The organism is Bradyrhizobium sp. B097 (assembly GCF_038957035.1).
Taxonomy (GTDB): domain Bacteria; phylum Pseudomonadota; class Alphaproteobacteria; order Rhizobiales; family Xanthobacteraceae; genus Bradyrhizobium.
The window spans coordinates 6,009,706-6,024,905 of the sequence record NZ_CP152412.1 but is presented as its reverse complement, the minus strand read 5'-3'; the positions used below and the strand labels follow the sequence as shown (position 1 = coordinate 6,024,905).

The 15,200-nt window shown below is 66.0% G+C and carries 16 protein-coding genes; 8 read left to right on the top strand and 8 right to left on the bottom strand.

What is annotated here, in order from left to right; translation table 11 throughout:
• Positions 1-116: 116 nt before the first annotated feature.
• On the top strand, positions 117-530 hold the full coding sequence (locus tag AAFG07_RS28155; protein ID WP_092125178.1) for a MucR family transcriptional regulator: 414 nt from the start codon (positions 117-119) through the stop codon (positions 528-530).
• 5 nt (positions 531-535) lie between these two features.
• Here the strand turns inward: AAFG07_RS28155 and AAFG07_RS28150 are convergent, their stop codons facing one another.
• Positions 536-967 carry a SufE family protein gene (locus tag AAFG07_RS28150; RefSeq protein ID WP_342723054.1) on the bottom strand — a complete coding sequence of 144 codons (432 nt, stop codon included), beginning with the start codon at positions 965-967 and terminating at the stop codon, positions 536-538.
• A 143-nt stretch (positions 968-1,110) separates the two neighbouring features.
• Positions 1,111-1,488, bottom strand: a complete 378-nt coding sequence (locus tag AAFG07_RS28145; RefSeq protein WP_173643073.1) for a DUF5330 domain-containing protein — start codon at positions 1,486-1,488, stop codon at positions 1,111-1,113.
• Between the two features lie 432 nt (positions 1,489-1,920).
• On the opposite strand from AAFG07_RS28145, the gene AAFG07_RS28140 reads away from it, so the two are divergent.
• Positions 1,921-3,732, top strand: coding sequence for an ATP-binding protein (locus AAFG07_RS28140; protein ID WP_342723053.1), 1,812 nt, complete (start codon positions 1,921-1,923; stop codon positions 3,730-3,732).
• On the top strand, positions 3,725-4,489 hold the full coding sequence (locus AAFG07_RS28135; RefSeq protein WP_342723052.1) for a peptidoglycan-binding domain-containing protein: 765 nt from the start codon (positions 3,725-3,727) through the stop codon (positions 4,487-4,489). Before AAFG07_RS28140 ends, AAFG07_RS28135 begins: the two co-directional genes overlap by 8 nt.
• Before the next feature lie 66 nt (positions 4,490-4,555).
• Here the strand turns inward: AAFG07_RS28135 and AAFG07_RS28130 are convergent, their stop codons facing one another.
• Positions 4,556-6,199: an ankyrin repeat domain-containing protein gene (locus tag AAFG07_RS28130; RefSeq protein WP_342723051.1), complete on the bottom strand. Its 1,644-nt coding sequence runs from the start codon at positions 6,197-6,199 to the stop codon at positions 4,556-4,558.
• A gap of 226 nt (positions 6,200-6,425) precedes the next feature.
• Here AAFG07_RS28130 and AAFG07_RS28125 point away from each other — a divergent pair, with 226 nt between their 5' ends.
• Positions 6,426-6,770, top strand: coding sequence for a DUF1491 family protein (locus tag AAFG07_RS28125; RefSeq protein WP_176532524.1), 345 nt, complete (start codon positions 6,426-6,428; stop codon positions 6,768-6,770).
• Here AAFG07_RS28125 and AAFG07_RS28120 read toward each other — a convergent pair.
• Positions 6,767-7,699: a DUF2336 domain-containing protein gene (locus tag AAFG07_RS28120; protein WP_342723050.1), complete on the bottom strand. Its 933-nt coding sequence runs from the start codon at positions 7,697-7,699 to the stop codon at positions 6,767-6,769. The genes AAFG07_RS28125 and AAFG07_RS28120 overlap by 4 nt on opposite strands.
• A 295-nt stretch (positions 7,700-7,994) precedes the next feature.
• Between AAFG07_RS28120 and AAFG07_RS28115 the strand changes: the two genes are divergently transcribed.
• Together AAFG07_RS28115 and AAFG07_RS28110 are read left to right on the top strand one after the other, a co-directional pair.
• Positions 7,995-8,189 carry a hypothetical protein gene (locus AAFG07_RS28115; protein ID WP_097670912.1) on the top strand — a complete coding sequence of 65 codons (195 nt, stop codon included), beginning with the start codon at positions 7,995-7,997 and terminating at the stop codon, positions 8,187-8,189.
• Between the two features lie 16 nt (positions 8,190-8,205).
• Complete coding sequence (locus AAFG07_RS28110; protein ID WP_342723049.1) at positions 8,206-8,973, top strand: hypothetical protein; 768 nt, start codon at positions 8,206-8,208, stop codon at positions 8,971-8,973.
• On the opposite strand, the gene AAFG07_RS28105 is transcribed toward AAFG07_RS28110, so the two are convergent.
• Positions 8,970-9,827, bottom strand: coding sequence for a LysR family transcriptional regulator (locus AAFG07_RS28105; protein ID WP_342723048.1), 858 nt, complete (start codon positions 9,825-9,827; stop codon positions 8,970-8,972). The two genes, AAFG07_RS28110 and AAFG07_RS28105, sit on opposite strands and share 4 nt — an antisense overlap.
• A gap of 91 nt (positions 9,828-9,918) precedes the next feature.
• Between AAFG07_RS28105 and AAFG07_RS28100 the strand changes: the two genes are divergently transcribed.
• Positions 9,919-10,755 (top strand): MBL fold metallo-hydrolase, encoded by an 837-nt coding sequence (locus AAFG07_RS28100; protein WP_342723047.1) that lies wholly within the window; start codon positions 9,919-9,921, stop codon positions 10,753-10,755.
• A gap of 89 nt (positions 10,756-10,844) precedes the next feature.
• Here AAFG07_RS28100 and AAFG07_RS28095 read toward each other — a convergent pair whose 3' ends face one another.
• From AAFG07_RS28095 to AAFG07_RS28085, 3 genes are read right to left on the bottom strand one after another with little or no spacing between them, the layout of a single operon-like run.
• Positions 10,845-11,465 carry a DUF1254 domain-containing protein gene (locus tag AAFG07_RS28095; RefSeq protein WP_342723046.1) on the bottom strand — a complete coding sequence of 207 codons (621 nt, stop codon included), beginning with the start codon at positions 11,463-11,465 and terminating at the stop codon, positions 10,845-10,847.
• Positions 11,462-12,040 (bottom strand): DUF1214 domain-containing protein, encoded by a 579-nt coding sequence (locus AAFG07_RS28090; RefSeq protein ID WP_029082050.1) that lies wholly within the window; start codon positions 12,038-12,040, stop codon positions 11,462-11,464. Before AAFG07_RS28090 ends, AAFG07_RS28095 begins: the two co-directional genes overlap by 4 nt.
• Before the next feature lies 1 nt (position 12,041).
• The gene (locus tag AAFG07_RS28085; protein ID WP_342729263.1) at positions 12,042-14,315 is read right to left on the bottom strand and encodes a PBP1A family penicillin-binding protein; all 2,274 of its coding nucleotides are present in this window, start codon (positions 14,313-14,315) and stop codon (positions 12,042-12,044) included.
• Positions 14,316-14,602: 287 nt separating this feature from the next.
• Between AAFG07_RS28085 and AAFG07_RS28080 the strand changes: the two genes are divergently transcribed.
• A complete protein-coding gene (locus tag AAFG07_RS28080) occupies positions 14,603-15,139 on the top strand; it encodes a YcgN family cysteine cluster protein (protein WP_342723045.1) in 537 nt (178 codons plus the stop codon).
• Positions 15,140-15,200 lie beyond the last annotated feature (61 nt).

Genomic DNA, 15,200 nt, shown 5'->3' with positions numbered 1-15,200 from the left:
ATTTGCTGTAATCCGCTCATATTCGCAAAGTAGTACGCGATTCCATTGATGTATTGCTGCACGTGGATACTGTCCGGTGGGCGCCGGACCGTCGAGAGCACGGGGAAGGTTGAGTCATGTCCGATACGTCAGGCAAAACGCCGGTCGAGCTGACCGCAAATATCGTTTCGGCCTATCTCAGCAACAATCCGACGCCGGCCTCGGACATTCCGAGCCTGATCAGCCAGGTCCACGCTGCGCTGCTGCGGGTGTCGAGCGGGCGCGCCGACACGCCGAGCGAGCCGGCCAAGCCGGCGGTGTCGATGAAGAAGTCGATCACGCCGGAATATCTGGTGTGTCTCGAAGACGGCAAGCGCTTCAAGTCGCTCAAGCGCCATCTGCGCACGCAGTACAACATGACGCCGGAGCAGTATCGCGACAAATGGGGCTTGCCGGCCGACTATCCGATGGTGGCGCCGAACTATGCGGTGGCCCGATCGCAGCTCGCCAAGAAGATGGGACTTGGCCAGCAGGCGCGGAAGCGGAAGTAAGGGGCTTACGCGGCGGACGCCAGCGCCTCGCGCGCGTCGTTGCGGATGCGATCGACCATCGAGCGGAGGCCGTTGGAGCGCTGCGGCGTCAGATGGTCGCGGAAGCCGAACTCGTCGAACAGCGCGAGCGCGTCGGTGGCGAGGATGTCCTTCGGCGTGTGGCCGGAAAACAGCGTCAGCACGATCGCGACCAGGCCGCGCACGATGTGGGCGTCGCTGTCGCCGACATAGTTCAGGCGCGGTTCGCCGTTAGCATCGCGATCGACCCGCTTGGACAGCCAGACCTGGCTGACGCAACCCTGCACCTTGTTCTCGGCCGAGTGCTCCGCCTCCGACAACGGCTCCAGCGTGCGGCCGAGCTCGATGACATAGCGGTAACGGTCGTCCCACTCGTCCAGCAGCGCAAAATTGTCCCTGATTTCGTCGATCGTCGTCATCGTGGTCCGCGTCCTATTCTCACCGGCTTATATAGGAAGGCGGGCCGCGAAAGCGACGAAAATGGAACCGGTTCCCGGTTGTTTTGGCGCGTTTTCTTCACGCGAACCGGCAACCGCCTCACGCGAAGGCGCTCGATTGGCGCTTACGGCATCGGCGGCAGGCGAAATTCAATCATCTGATCGTCCGCGGTCAGCGTGTCGCGGGATGCGCCCGGGTCGGTATCGTCCTTGCCGATCGAGCCGGTGTGGTCGGGCGGCTTCTTGTCGGTGATGATCTGGTAGAGCTTGCGCGCACCATCGGTCGCGCGCTGGCCGATCGCGGTCGCGGCCTGGCCGCCGACTTCGCAGGCGGAAGGCTGGCGCTTGCAGAACTGACCCATGTCGTTGATCGTCGCCGTCGCGGCCGACACCGCGTCCGATGCGCTGATCTGCGGCGTCTTGTCCGCTTCAGGGGTTTTGTCTCTCGGCAGCAGCACGAGCACAAGCCCGAGCCAGAATGCCAAACGCAGCAGGAAGAACATGGCGCGATCCCGGTCGTCTATCTTGTCTTGCTTCTTGCGCGGTCGATGCCGCTATTGCCCTCACGGTTAGCATCGGTGGATAAATCGGAAGTATCTGCATTGAAGTAAATCCGCCGAAAAATCGCGGAAAATTCGCCTGAGTTGATTCGCCGTAAATTTTCGATTGATGGCGGCTGACGGGTGCCAAATCGGCGTACTGCGCCGCGTCCACCATTTCGAAACCATAGTTAGTCGCACCCGGAAACCAGCCGTTCACCATCCCCGACAAATGACCGGTGAATGACAGCGTCGAAGCCTCGCCAATGCACGGTGTTTGGCAGCAGGCGGCCCCGCCTTAGCGTTCGCTTAAGTTCGCTCTGACACGTTGGCCTGCAATCACAAAGGAGGCGTTCCGGCGCGTCTGTCTGACGATTAAGCCGAAGCGCGAGTGCTGTGAGTAGTTTGAGTCTGATCCGCGATTGTCTGGATGCGCTGCTGCATCCGTCGGCGCAATATGATGCGCTGACGCGTGCGCGCCACCGTGCCTTCATGGCGCCGCGGCTGCTCGGCAGTCTGGCGGCGCTGGCATCGTTCCCGGCCTTTCTGGCGATGCGCGGGGCGCCGACGGCGATCGAGGTCGCGGCCTTCGCTTGGCTGATCGCGCCGATCCTGCTGTCCTGGTTCCTGTCGCGCACCGGCCGCTATGAGGGCGCGCATGTGCTATCGTCGCTGGCGCTCGCCGGTCTCGTGATGATGATCGCGGCGTCAACCGGCGGCATCGCGTCGTTCGCGGCGGTGTGGCTCGTCGTGATTCCGATCGAGGCGGCGCTGTCGGCCTCGCGGCGCGTGGTGGCGTTTGCGTTCGCGCTGGCGATGATCTGCGCCGCGCTGCTCAGCGTGCTCGGCCATTATCACGTGCTGCCGGTGGTCGATCCTGCAGTTGCCTCGAATAGCACGCTGGTCGGCTTCGGCGTCGTGTCGGCGATCTTCTATGCGGCTGGGCTTGCCTTCGGCGCGGAGTCGCTGGCGCGCACCAGCGTGGCGCTGCTTTACGTCGAGGAAGAGCGCTACCGCCTGCTCGCCCATAACATGAGCGACGTGCTGTCGCGGCACAGCCGCAACGGCGCGGTGCGCTTCATTTCGCCCGCGGTCGAGATCATGCTCGGCGTGCCGGCCTCGCGGCTATCCGGCCACGGCCTGTTCGACCGCGTTCATGTCGCCGATCGTCCGGCCTATCTCACCGCGCTGTCGGACGCCGCGCGCGGCGAATCCCGCAGCGTCGAGTTCCGGGTGCGCCGCGACGGTGCGCGCGGCGAGACGGCCGCCGAATTCATCTGGGTCGAGATGCGCTGCCGGGCGCTCGAGCAGGCCGCCGCCGATGCCGAGGTGGTCGCCGTGATCCGCGACGTGACCGATCGCAAGGTGCAGGAGCAGGCGCTCGAACAGGCGCGCCATGCGGCCGAGCAGGCCGATGCGTCGAAGACGCGCTTCCTGGCCACCATGAGCCACGAGCTGCGGACCCCGCTCAACGCGATCATCGGCTTCTCCGAGATGATCGCGCAGGAGGATGTGCTCGGCCTCGACGCGGCCCGCCGCAAGGAATACGCGCAGCTCATCAACGACTCCGGCCAGCATCTGCTGTCGGTCGTCAACGGCATCCTCGACATGTCGAAGATGGAGTCCGGCAATTTCGAGATTTCGCCGGAGCCGTTTGCGCCGCGGCCGGCGCTGCTCAATTGCTGCAATCTGGTGGCGTTGAAGGCGCGCGAGAGCGGTGTCGACCTCGTCACCCGCGTGCCGGACGACCTGCCGATCGTGAACGGCGATTCGCGCGCGTTCAAGCAGATCGTTCTCAATCTGGTTTCCAACGCCATCAAGTTCACCGAGCGCGGCGGCAAGGTGACCGTGTCGGCCGGCGTCGAGGGATCGCGGCTCTTGCTGCGGGTCTCGGACACCGGCGTCGGCATCGCCGCCGACGACCTCAAGCGGATCGGCGATCCGTTCTTCCAGGCCGGCAAGACCTATCAGCGGCGCCACGAAGGCACCGGCCTTGGCCTTTCCATCGTCAAGGGGCTGGTCGGCCTGCACCATGGCGAGATGAATGTGGAGAGCAAGGTGGGCGAGGGCACCATCGTGTCGGTCGCGCTGCCGCTGTCGTTCACCCCGCCGGCCGCGGTCGAGCCGTCCAGCAATGTCTCGACCCTGAAGCCCGCGCTGCGGTCCGGACTGCAAGAGCAAACCCAACAGGTGAAGAAGAGTGCCTAGACAGACTTTGGATGACGACGAAACGCCGCGCCGTCGCCGCGGCGCCAAGGCGGTGGCCATCGCGGCCGAAGAGGAACGTGGCCTCGTCCTGCGCCTGCTGCTGCATAGCCCGAAGGATCTGGTTGCGGGCGTGCTGGCATTGTCCGCCATTGTTGCGATCCTGATCAACGCTCTGTTCCTGCAGGCTGGCCGTCATCCGTCGCCGATGTTCGGCGGCTCGGTGGTGACGCTGCCGCCGCCGGCTCCGGCTGCCGCCGCCACCAGTCCGATTCCGCGCCCGCGTCCGGCCGAGGCCGCCGCCCGATCGATCGAGCCCGCTGCCGTGGAACCATCAAAGCCGGTCGACGTGAAGCCGGTGGAGACCAAGCCCGCCGAGTCCAGGTCCGTTGAAGCCAAGCCGGCCGAACCTAAGGTCGAGTCCAAGCCGGTCGATCCGATGGCCAACCTGGTGCTGAAGTCGACCGTCGCGCCGCCGGCGGCCGCGCCGTCCCCGGCCGCCGCGCCGTCCGGCATCATTCGTCCGCCGGCGCCGATCCCGACACAACATCTGAGCCCGGCCGGCAAGCGTATCGCAGCGGTCCAGCGGACGCTGACCGAATATGGCTACGGTCAGCTCAAGCCGACCGGCACGATCGGCGCCGATACCCAGCACGCGATCGCGAAGTTCGAGCGCGCGCGCAAGCTGCCGGTGACCGGCCAGATGTCCGATCGCCTGGTGCGCGAGCTCAGCGCGATGATCGGGCATTCGATCGACTAGGCTTCCTTGCCATGGCCGGGTCTTGCCCGGCCATGCACGGCCCTCGTTGGTCCGTTGGATGTGTCGTCAGGCAGCTTCGCCGAGCAGAACGTCCCTGACCTCGTCGGAGAACAGTTTTCTGCGGCCGGCCAGCAGCACCCATTCCGGATCGTTGTGATCCGGAATGGCGCGCGGCATGCCGTGATCGAGCAGGGCCTGCGCGCAGCCGGCCCAATCACCGCCACTGACCGGTTCATTGCAGGACGCCCACGACAAGGTTCCGGACGCGTTGTCGCCGAAGCCGTGCTGCTCGGTCCAGCCAGCGCCGTGCTCGAGCAGGAAGCGTGCCAGCCCGGCATTGCCGTGGAACACCGCATGATTGAGCGCCGAGGCATCCCAATCGCCGCCGCGCACCGCGATGGGCCAGCCGAGCTTGACCATTAGCCGCACCGCATCGTCGCCGCCTGCCGCGGCGAGCTCGGGAAGCAACCGCAACTGCGTTGGAGAAAGCGATCCCGGAAGATCTGGTCGGGCGGCCTGGATCCGCCGCGCTTCGTCCTCGTCGCCGCTGCTGCACGCCGCGATGAACTGCTCGTCATCGGCAAGCGTCTCGTCGCCGGTGCGCTCCCGCAGCAGCTCGGCGACCTCGGTCAAGCCGAACCGCAGCGCGTACCGGTAGGCGCCGAGACCGTCCGGTGTCGTGATGTGTGGATCCGCGCCGGCGTCGAGCAAGGCCGCGATGCATGTCCGCGATCGCCGCCGCCGGATCGCCCACATCAGCGGCGATCCGCAATCCGTCAACGGCGCGTTGCAGGCCGGCTCGTTCGGATCGCCGCCATGCCGCAGCAGCAATTCGAGCGCCGTCACGTTCTCCTCGTCGAGCACCTTGTACATCGCGTTGGTGCCCGCGATCCGCGCGCCGTGCTTGAGCAGCAGGCCTGTGGTCACGGAGCCTTCGAGCGAGTGGTACAGCGATTCATTGTCGTTCGGATTGGCGCCCGCTTCGAGCAGCAGCCTGGTCAGCGCGAGATCGTGGTTGCGTCCGGCGGCGCCATACAGCGCCGACAGCGGATTGCCGTCGTCGGGCGTGTCGAGCGATCCGGGCGGCCAACGGCTGCTGATGTGCTGGTCGGGATCGGCGCCGGCCTCAAGCAGCAGGCGCGCGCAGCGATGCAGCCGTGCCTGAAATTCCGGAATCTGCAGCAGGCTGGAATGCGTGACCGCAACCAACGGCGGCAGCTTCAGGGGACCACCGGGACGGTTGACCCATGCGGGATCACTGGCCGCAGTGCGCCGTATCGTCTCTTCGTCGCCGATGGCGCAGGCGAGATAGGGATCATCGGCCACAAGATCGGGATCCTCGGTGAGCATCCGCATTGCGACGCGCGGATGGGCGCGATCGGTGGTGCCGTCGACGTCTGCGGCATAGACCAGCTGCAGCCATCGCCGCATCCGGTCGGGCTTGCTCTTACCAGGCGGCAATTGGGCTTCGACATAGCGCCGCAGGTCCGGCCATGAGGCGAAGCCGAGATCGCGCGCCACGCAGGACTGCGCGTCGTGGAGCCGCAGATCAAGTGCGGCGATCTGCGCGTCGCTGCGCCCGGCCGCACCCGGAAGCGCCTGCCGGAAACGGGCGTAAGCCTCCGGGGCCTGTCGCCGGTAAAGGCGAATGAGCTCCTTGGCCTGCTTCTTCAGATGTTCGAGATTCAATCGCGCGGGCGATCGGTCCATGGAAACCTCCGTGCATCAATCGCCGATGGTCCACAAAACCGGCTGCACAAAGGCTTGGTTGGCCGCATATCAGGTGCAAGTGGGTTCAACCCTTCCCGTGGACCCGGGCGCGGCTTGCACCGCAGACGCAAGGATATGAGCGAGGCTTGTATCGGTCAACCCGCCGGTGCGTGATCTCATCTGTGACAATTGGACGTGGCCGCGGCGCTGGCCTATAGGTCGGCGCATGCGATTGAAAACCAGCATATGGGTCGCGGCGTATCTGCGCCGCTGCCAAACCGAAGGCGTGTTCGGCGCGATCCGCAAGAAGGGCGCCGAAGAGGCCGGCGCCGTGTTCGTCAAGGTGGCGCTGATGGACGGCAACGCGATGCTGTATGCGCCGGCACCGCAGACGGTTTATGACGACAGCCGTCCGGCCGAGCGGCTGTTCGTGCCGACGGCGCAGCAGCCGGTGTCCGAGCCTTCGGTCGAGGAGCGATTGACCAAGGAGCTCCGCTTCGATCCCGATGCCTGGATCGTCGAGACCGAGGACCGCGCCGGGCGGCACTTTCTCGATCTGGCGAAGGCCTAGCTTCCAGACTTCTGGTTGCGAATGCCGGGCGCGCTGCCGGGCTGCACGACGGGTCGTGTCTGCGACGGCGTCGTGCGGACGCGATGACGCTCGTCGTCATAGAGCGACGAGCGGTACTTGGCGCGCGCAACCGCCATGGTCGAGCCGCGCCATGCCGCCAGCATCACCAGCGCGGAGCGCTCGCTCAGGCGATCGTAGAGCCGCGACAGTCGATAGACGTAGTTGACCGAGGAGCCGGCTTCCGGATTGAGGAACATCAGGATCCGCTGGAACGCGGCGCTCGAGACGTCAAGCGCCCGCATCGCGCAGGCGAGCGGCTCGCCGCCGGGATCGTTGACAACGTCGGCTGCGATCCGCGACGGCAGGATCAGTGCCTCGCCGAGTTCGAGCGTGAAGTTATCGAGGTCCTCGGCAAACGCCGCCATCTCCAGGATATGGATCGCGCGCGCGGCGCGGGCGGCGGGAATCCGCGCCGCGGCCTTCAGCGGCGTCTCCTGCAGATTGTGCAGGATCTGCGCGCGTTCCTTCGCACTGGCGGCAAAGAACATGTCGGAGATTTCGGCGGCATCGTTCGGTCGCATCGCAAGGCTCGCGGCCATCCGCAGCTCTGCCTCGGTCGGGATCTTGGCGGGCAGCGCGGTGAGCGCGGGTGCGGGAATTGGCGCGGCAGCCGGCACCGGCTGGTCCGGACCGGCGCGGCGCAACCCGAGCTTGTCCATGACCTCGGCCGGCGTTGCCGGATAGATCGCAAGCCGCGCGCGGACGGCGGCGCGGGTCGCGTCGTCGACCTCGTCGATCAGGCGCGACGTCAGCTCGACGAACTGGCGCTCTTCGTCGGCGGAGTGCGCGCTCGCCTGCACATACAGGTCGGTCAGGACGCGCAGCAAAGTGGGGCGGATGTCGACTCCCTCGCGGCGGGAGAGCGTCATCAGCCCATCGAAACCAGGAAATAGCGGAGCTGCGCTCATCTCGGGCGTACGCGACTTGCCAATAAGACTCGGTTTGAAAACCTTGTGACAGCGAGCCTACGCAGGCTGTTTTAAGACGCAGTTAAGGAAAACAAGCCGTGAAGGCGAACGCTCGAATTTGCGCGTGTCTATTAAAGCACAGCGCCACATCCGTAACCGTCCGTATCGGCAGTTTAAGATGTCGTTAACCATACGCGTTCTTAACTCGGCGTGCGCGGGGCAAATCATGTCCGTGCGGGGCCAGAGAGAACGGAACATGGGCACCATCGTTGAGTTTCCGGCGGATGCGGCTGCACGGCGGCCGAGCGCTGTCGGTGCTGCCGGCGAAGGCATGGGGACCGTGCTGATCCTTCCCGTCGTCCGGATCGAGCGAACGACGGAGGAGACCGGCGGTGGGCGCGGACCGGAGCAGGGCACTGCGCAGGGCCGCCGACGCCGACGCCGCTCCTGATCGCGGACATCGTGCAATGTCGCAGCTTGCGCAGCGGACCGCCGCTCGGCGGTCACTCCCGGCGCTGATCCTGCTCCTGGCGGGCGCAGCGCTCGCGGGCTGCAGCGGCGGCGATTTCGGCCGCACCCGCGCCGACTTCCGCAACGACGACATGCATCGCTGGATGGGTGCCGAAGCGACTGGCAGCGTCGGCAAGAACGCCTCGCAATTCCAGCTCACCGAACACGAACGTCAGTTGCGCGATCTCGCTTATCAGTTCGTCGAGCCGCCGCTGTCGCGACCGGCCTGGAAGAGCGTGTACGGCGACTACCAGCCGCTGCCTTCGCCGTGGCGGCAGAGGGTCGTGTTTGATCGCACGGCGTATGGCCGCAATCTGATCGACGAGCCGCATCGCTCGTTCGCCTCGCGCTATTCGCTGCTGATCGACCAGGTCCGCGACGACATCACCCGCTTCGAGCCGTTCTTCGCCACCGCGATCCAGGTGATCGAACTCGACCGCAAGCGCAATGCCAGCCTTAACATGATCGCCGACGTGTCGCCGCGCGAGCGGGCCGACGCGGTGGCGCGGATGGAAGAGAACACGCTGATCGTGCAATGGGTCCAGCAGAGCCTCGAGCGGCGGATCTCGTCCTATCGCTGGGCGCTGGAGCGGCTGGTGATCCAGGCGCCCGACGGCATGGCGGCCGACGCCGAACGCCAGATCAACGAACTCGCCCGGCTCACCGCCAATGCACCGCTGGTCTCAGGACCGGCCACGGGCCATGCCGTGGTGACGAAGGGCTAGGTCCGCTTCGCTTTCCGCGCTGATTTGACCCCGCGGCTGCTCGCCTGCCGCGGCAAGCTTGCGATGAACTCCTTCAGCGCATCGGAGGGTGGGTGCCTCGAGGGGTAGGCGAGGCCGACCTGGCGCGTCACGTCGATCTCGATCGCACGCACCGCCACATCCGGATTGCCGCGCGCGACGCCTTCGGGGACGATCGCAACGCCAACCCCGGCCGCGACCAGCGCCATCGCCCATTCCTCCGATTCCGCGATTGCCACCGGCTTGCGCGGCGGCGACGTGCGCTTGAAGAATTCCTGCTGCTCGCAATGGCAGCGATCGATCATCGCAACGCCCGCGAAGTCGGTGGTCCGCAGCGTCTCCTTCAGGGTAAGCGGATGCGACGGCGGCAATGCCGCGACGTAGCGCTCGCTCCAGAGCGGGATGAAGTGCTCGCCGGCGTTGATCATCGACTTGGCGACGATCCGCGCATCAGCCTTCTCATTTGCGCCGACCAGCCTAAGCGCGAGATCGGCATTGGCCGTCAGCGGCTTCAGCAGCGCGATCGTCCGCGCCTGATCGAGCGTCCGCAGCAGGCCGAGCGTCAGCGGCTGTCTTGTCGCAGGCTTGCGAAACAGGTTTCGTGCCGCGTCCGCCTCGTCGATGATCCTGCGGGCGATGCCGTGAAACTGCGCGGCGGATTCGGTCGGCGCCATGCCCTTCTTGTGCCGGATGAACAGCGTGGTGCCGAGCTCGGCCTCGAGATGGGTGATCGCCGCCGAGATCGACGGCTGCGAGATGAAGCAGCGCTTCGCCGCAGCGGTCAGGTTGCGCTCGCGGTAGACCGCGGCGAAATAGCGGAGTTCGCGGATATCCATAGGCCTGTCCTATCGTAAAGATAGAGAGACAATATTTTACCTATGGAAAGGCGGGTGGCAAGCCTGTGCTGAATTCAGCGGAGGACTGGTCATGCGCATCCACCATCTCAACACCGGCACAATGTGCCCGATCGGCAAGCGGCTCGTGAATGGCAGCGGCAGCATCTTCCAGCGCGCCCGGATGGTCTGTCACTGCCTGCTCATCGAGAGCAATGACGGCCTCGTGCTGGTCGATACCGGCATCGGGCTCGACGACATCGGCGACCCGCCGCGGCTGGGGCGCAAATGGGTGCGGCAGACGACGCCGCGGCTCGATCCGGCCGAAACGGCCGTCCGTCAGGTGAAGGCGCTCGGCTTCTCGCCCGACGATGTGCGGCATCTGCTGCTGACGCATCTCGATCGCGACCATGCCGGCGGCGTGCCGGACTTTCCGAAGGCCAAGGTGCATGTCGATCGCAAGGAGTACGACATGGCGGTGACGCATCAGGTCGCGCCGCCGGAAGGCCGCTACATCACGGCGCAGTGGATGCACGGGCCGGACTGGGCGTTCTACGGCGCCGGCGGGGGCGAGGATTGGTTCGGCTTCAAGGGCGTGCGCGCGCTCGGCGATCGCGAGCCGGATATCCTGATGATCCCGCTGCCGGGCCACACGCTCGGCCATTGCGGCATCGCGGTGCGCGACAAGGATAAATGGCTGCTGCACGCCGGCGATGCCTATTTCCACCACGCGCAGCTCGATGCCCGGCCGCGGATCCCGCTGGTGCTCGGCATGTTCCAGCGCCGGGCGGACATGGATCGCGCGACGCGCATCCAGAACCAGGAACGGCTGCGCCAGCTGAAGGCGGCGCATGGTTCTGATGTCACGATCGTCAACAGCCACGATCCCGTCGATTACGAGACCTGCCGTTGCGCCCGGCACGCGCGCTAGCGCTTTATTTGAGCATGATCTCCGCGCAAGCGCTCCGCGCTTGTCGCGACGGAAAACCGCTTCGCACTTTTCCGGATCATGCTTGCGAACTAGCGCTTGCGCGCCGCGGGCGGTGGAGCGGGAACGGGCAGTGGCGGCGGGGCTTCCTGCTTCGTCGCAACGGGCTCGGCCTGCACCTTGCAGGACGAGGCCGCAAGCGAGGCCTGTGCCTGCGGCATCAGGCCGGGCTCCGGCGCCAGCGCCTTCAAGAGGATCAGGCCGGTCGAGGTCGGCGAGTCGATGATCAGCCGGTCGGCCGCGGTGACTTCCTCGTCCTCCGGCAGCTCGTTGTGCTGCGCTTCCGTCATCAAATCGAGCTCGATCACCTTCTTGCCGGCGGAGCGGTCGTTGATCGCGTAATAGGCGACCTCGTTGCGGGTGTAGAACGACACCGAGGTATAGGCCTGGCTGACCGGCACGGTGAGCTTGAGCGGCCCGGTGGAGAGATCGTAGCGGCAGATCGCCACCGCGAAGGCCGGATCCATCAGCGGCATCGGCGAGTTGCTCGGGTCGGCGAGCGGCAGCTGCGTCACCTCGTTGAGCTTGGTCATCGGCGTCAGCCGCGAATAGGCGTCCTGCGAGGCGATCCGCGGCAGCGCCAACACGCTGACGAGATGCACCACGCCGCCGAGCAGCACGCCTGCGAGGATGGTGAACAGCACGCGGATCATGGGCAGCCCGTCGTTGCGATCGAGGGCATCGGTGCGTCGCGCTGGGTGCGGGTCGCGACCCCGACCGGCGTGTCGTAGAGGCGCAACATCAGCGCGTAGCGCTCGATGCCGCCGGTCGGCAGCCAGTTGCCGGCGCGCGAGCGCGAGGCGATGTGGATCTCGAATGTGCCGTCGGAGGCGCGCATGATCTCCTGGCTGGTGAAGCCGTAGCGCTGCAGCGAATTGGCGACGAGGTGGCCCTTGCGGTCGAACAGCGTCAGCGTCCAGAACCGCGCCGCCGGCGTCACGCCGCTGACCACGATGTCGCAGCGGCCGTCGAGCGGCTTGTTCTTGTCGTCTGACGTCGCCGAGAACGCGATGCCGTCGCCGGTGCCGATCGGCAGCTCGCCGCTGCGCGCGATCGTGGCGCGCGAATAGGGGTCGACGTCGGAGGTGCCGTTCTTCGGCCGCGCCGTCCAGGCGCCGATCTTTAGCGTGCCGAGATCGGTGCCGCGCGTCGCCGTCGCGTAGGTCAGGCCGAGGCCAACGGCCGTGGCGATGACGAGTGCCAGCAAGGTGGTGAGGAGGAGCCGCACGTCAGTTCTTGCGTGGCGCAGGGGCTGTCGTGCCGTCCGGTCCGGCCGCGGCAACGTAGTTTTCGGGGAACGCCAGCGCGCTCGAGGACTCAGCCTTGCCGGTCTTCGAGGGCTCGTTCAGCGTGGTCTTGTTGGCAGTCTTGGCGGCGTCGTCGAGCAGCTTCTCGACCCGCACCAGGATATCGGCGCCGCGCTTGGTCAAGACCGGCGGCGGACCCGGCTTGGTCTCCAGGATACGCGGCGCTGCGTTGGCCTGGGCATTGGCCTGCGCCGGCTGCGGCGGCAGCTTCTGGCCCATGCCGACGCCGTTGAGTTCTTTCACCTCAACACCCTGATGCGCGGCGACCATGATGTCGTGCCAGGTCTGCGCCGGCAGCGAGCCGCCGGTCATGCGGTTGGTCGGCGAATAGTCGTCATTGCCGTACCAGACCGCGCAGGTGAAGTTGCCGGTGTAGCCGACGAACCAGGCGTCGCGATAGGCGTTGGTGGTGCCGGTCTTGCCCGCGGTCGGAATGCCGTCGAGCGCGGCGCGGCGCGCGGTGCCTTCGCTGACCACGTGGCTCATCATGCCGGCCATGTCGGCGGCGATGTTCGGCGGAATCGCTTGCCGCGGCTTCGGGCCGTCGCGATCCCAGCGCCACACCAGATCGCCGGCGCCGGTGCGCACTTCGAGCACCGAATGCGGCGTCACCGCCTTGCCGCGGTTCGGGAAGGTCGCGTAGGCCACCGCATGCTCGATCACCGTGACTTCGTCGGAGCCGATCGGCAGCGACGGCGTATCGGGCAGCGGCGCCTTGAGGCCGAAGCGGCGCGCGACCTCGACGATCTTGGCGCGGCCGGCCTTCGGGCCTTCCTTGCCGCCCAGCGCGATCGAGAGCTTGACCGGCACCACGTTGATCGAGCGGGTGATCGCCTGCGTCAGCGTCACCTGACCGGAATAGGAATGGCCATAGTTCTGCGGGCACCAGTTGCCGATGCAGACCGGGCCGTCGACGATCTTCGAGTTCGGCGTGAAGCCGTTGAGCAGCGCCGTGGTGTAGACGTAGGGCTTGAACGATGAGCCCGGCTGCCGGTAGGCGTCGGTGGCGCGGTTGAACTGGCTCGCACCGTAGTCGCGGCCGCCGACCATGGCGCGGATGCCGCCGTCGAGATCGGACACCACGGTCGCGGCCTGCGTCGCGTGATAGTCGCGCCCGAACTGGCGGAGCTGGTTCTCGATCGCTTCCTCGGCCGCCTTCTGCACGTTCATGTCGATCGCGGTGCGGACCACGAAGACGCGCTCGGTGTAGGATTTCGGGAAGGTGTCGACCAGCTTGCGCATCTCGTCGAAGGCGTAGTCGAGATAATAGTTCGGCGAGTTTTCGTCGCGCCGGTCGACCGCGACCGCCGGATTGCGGCGGGCGCCGAACACCTGGCCCTCGGTCATGAAGCCGGCATCGACGAGGTTGTCGAGCACGACATTGGCGCGGGCGCGCGCCGCGGGCAGGTTGATGTGCGGGGCGTATTTGGTCGGCGCCTTGAACAGGCCGGCGAGCATCGCGGCTTCCGCGAGGTTCACGTCGCGCACCGACTTGTTGAAGTAGAAATGCGCGGCGCCGTCGACGCCGAAGGTGCCGCCGCCCATATAGGCGCGGTCGAGATAGAGTTTCAGGATCTCGTTCTTGGTGAGCCGCGTCTCCAGCCAGATCGCAAGGAAGGCTTCCTTCACCTTGCGCTCGATGGTGCGCTCATTGTTCAGGAACAGGTTCTTGGCGAGCTGCTGGGTGATCGACGAACCGCCTTGGCGGACGCCGCCGGCCTGCGCGTTGGTGACGAGCGCGCGGGCGAGGCCCGGCACGTCGATGCCGAAATGGTCGTAGAAGCGGCGGTCTTCGGTCGCGAGCGTCGCCTTGATCAGATTGTCCGGAAAGTCTTCCAGCGGGATCGAGTCATTATGCTTGATGCCGCGGCTGCCGATCGGGTTGCCGTAGCGGTCGAGGAAGGTCACAGCGAGGTCGGACTTCTTCAGCCAGTCCTCGTCGGCGGTCTCGCGGAAGGCGGGGATTGCGAGCGTCAGCATCAGGATCATGCCGCCGAGCCCGATGGTCGCGGCTTCCGACAGCGGCTCGATGAACACCCAGCGCTTCCAGCGGCCGACATAAAAGCGGTCCATGAAGGTGGAATAGCGCTCGTAGAGTTCGCGCAGGCCCTTGCCCGACGAGAACAGCGTCGAGTCGATACGCGCATCGAGGTCCAGGAAGAAATTCCGGACCTTCTGTTTCCAATGCGACGGCATGATCTGAAGGACCGGACCCTTGATCAGTTCGACAGCGCTGCGGGTGCCCGAAACGGGCACAGGCCAGCGTCTTGCTTCGATGTTGCGGCAATCCCAAGGCGCATTTGCGTCGTTGGGGACTCGTTCGTTGTTCTATCCGAGCGGCTGCCATAAACCAATGGCGCGGCTTGTGAATTTAATGAAAGCCCTAACGCTGCCCACCGGCTTTTTCGACCCCGCAATATCACCCCCTTGCGGAGGGAGCGCCGGCGTCCCAAGAAGGGCTTTACCACTATGTCAGGGATATCATGACCGCACCGCCCAAGCGCCCGTCGGGCCAGGAGGGATTCTTCTGGAAAACCAAGACGTTGGAAGAAATGTCCAACGCCGAATGGGAAAGCCTGTGTGACGGCTGCGCACGTTGCTGTCTGGAGAAGCTCGAGGACGAGGACACTGGCAAGATCTATTTCACCCATATCTCCTGCAAGCTGCTCGATTCCGGCCTGTGCAGCTGCAAGGACTACCCGAACCGCTCCGACCAGGTTCCGGATTGCGTCCGCCTGACACCCGAGAACGTCAGGACGCTGAACTGGCTGCCGCCGAGCTGCGGCTACCGGCTCGTGGCCGAGGGGCGGGACCTCTACTGGTGGCATCCCCTGATCTCCGGCGATCCCAACACCGTGCATGAAGCCGGGGTCTCGGTACGCGGCCGGGTGGAAGGCACCGAACTCGACGTCAACGCCGCCGATCTCGAGGATCACATCGTGCGGTGGCCGGCCCTGCTGCCGAAGCGGGCGCAATTGAAGAAGCGGCCCCAGGTGCTCGACAAGACGACCAAAGGGTGACGTCGCCACGGCGTCCGCGATCACGTCATCGCGAGAAGGCCGCGGCGGGATGCACCCATGC

Coding starts and splice junctions, on each gene's coding strand:
- AAFG07_RS28155 (WP_092125178.1), top strand. CDS start 117: ATGTCCGATACGTCAGGCAAAACGCCGGTCGAGCTGACCGCAAATATC.
- AAFG07_RS28150 (WP_342723054.1), bottom strand. CDS start 967: ATGACGACGATCGACGAAATCAGGGACAATTTTGCGCTGCTGGACGAG.
- AAFG07_RS28145 (WP_173643073.1), bottom strand. CDS start 1,488: ATGTTCTTCCTGCTGCGTTTGGCATTCTGGCTCGGGCTTGTGCTCGTG.
- AAFG07_RS28130 (WP_342723051.1), bottom strand. CDS start 6,199: ATGGACCGATCGCCCGCGCGATTGAATCTCGAACATCTGAAGAAGCAG.
- AAFG07_RS28125 (WP_176532524.1), top strand. CDS start 6,426: ATGCGATTGAAAACCAGCATATGGGTCGCGGCGTATCTGCGCCGCTGC.
- AAFG07_RS28120 (WP_342723050.1), bottom strand. CDS start 7,699: ATGACGCTCTCCCGCCGCGAGGGAGTCGACATCCGCCCCACTTTGCTG.
- AAFG07_RS28115 (WP_097670912.1), top strand. CDS start 7,995: ATGGGCACCATCGTTGAGTTTCCGGCGGATGCGGCTGCACGGCGGCCG.
- AAFG07_RS28110 (WP_342723049.1), top strand. CDS start 8,206: ATGTCGCAGCTTGCGCAGCGGACCGCCGCTCGGCGGTCACTCCCGGCG.
- AAFG07_RS28105 (WP_342723048.1), bottom strand. CDS start 9,827: ATGGATATCCGCGAACTCCGCTATTTCGCCGCGGTCTACCGCGAGCGC.
- AAFG07_RS28100 (WP_342723047.1), top strand. CDS start 9,919: ATGCGCATCCACCATCTCAACACCGGCACAATGTGCCCGATCGGCAAG.
- AAFG07_RS28095 (WP_342723046.1), bottom strand. CDS start 11,465: ATGATCCGCGTGCTGTTCACCATCCTCGCAGGCGTGCTGCTCGGCGGC.
- AAFG07_RS28085 (WP_342729263.1), bottom strand. CDS start 14,315: ATGCCGTCGCATTGGAAACAGAAGGTCCGGAATTTCTTCCTGGACCTC.
- AAFG07_RS28080 (WP_342723045.1), top strand. CDS start 14,603: ATGACCGCACCGCCCAAGCGCCCGTCGGGCCAGGAGGGATTCTTCTGG.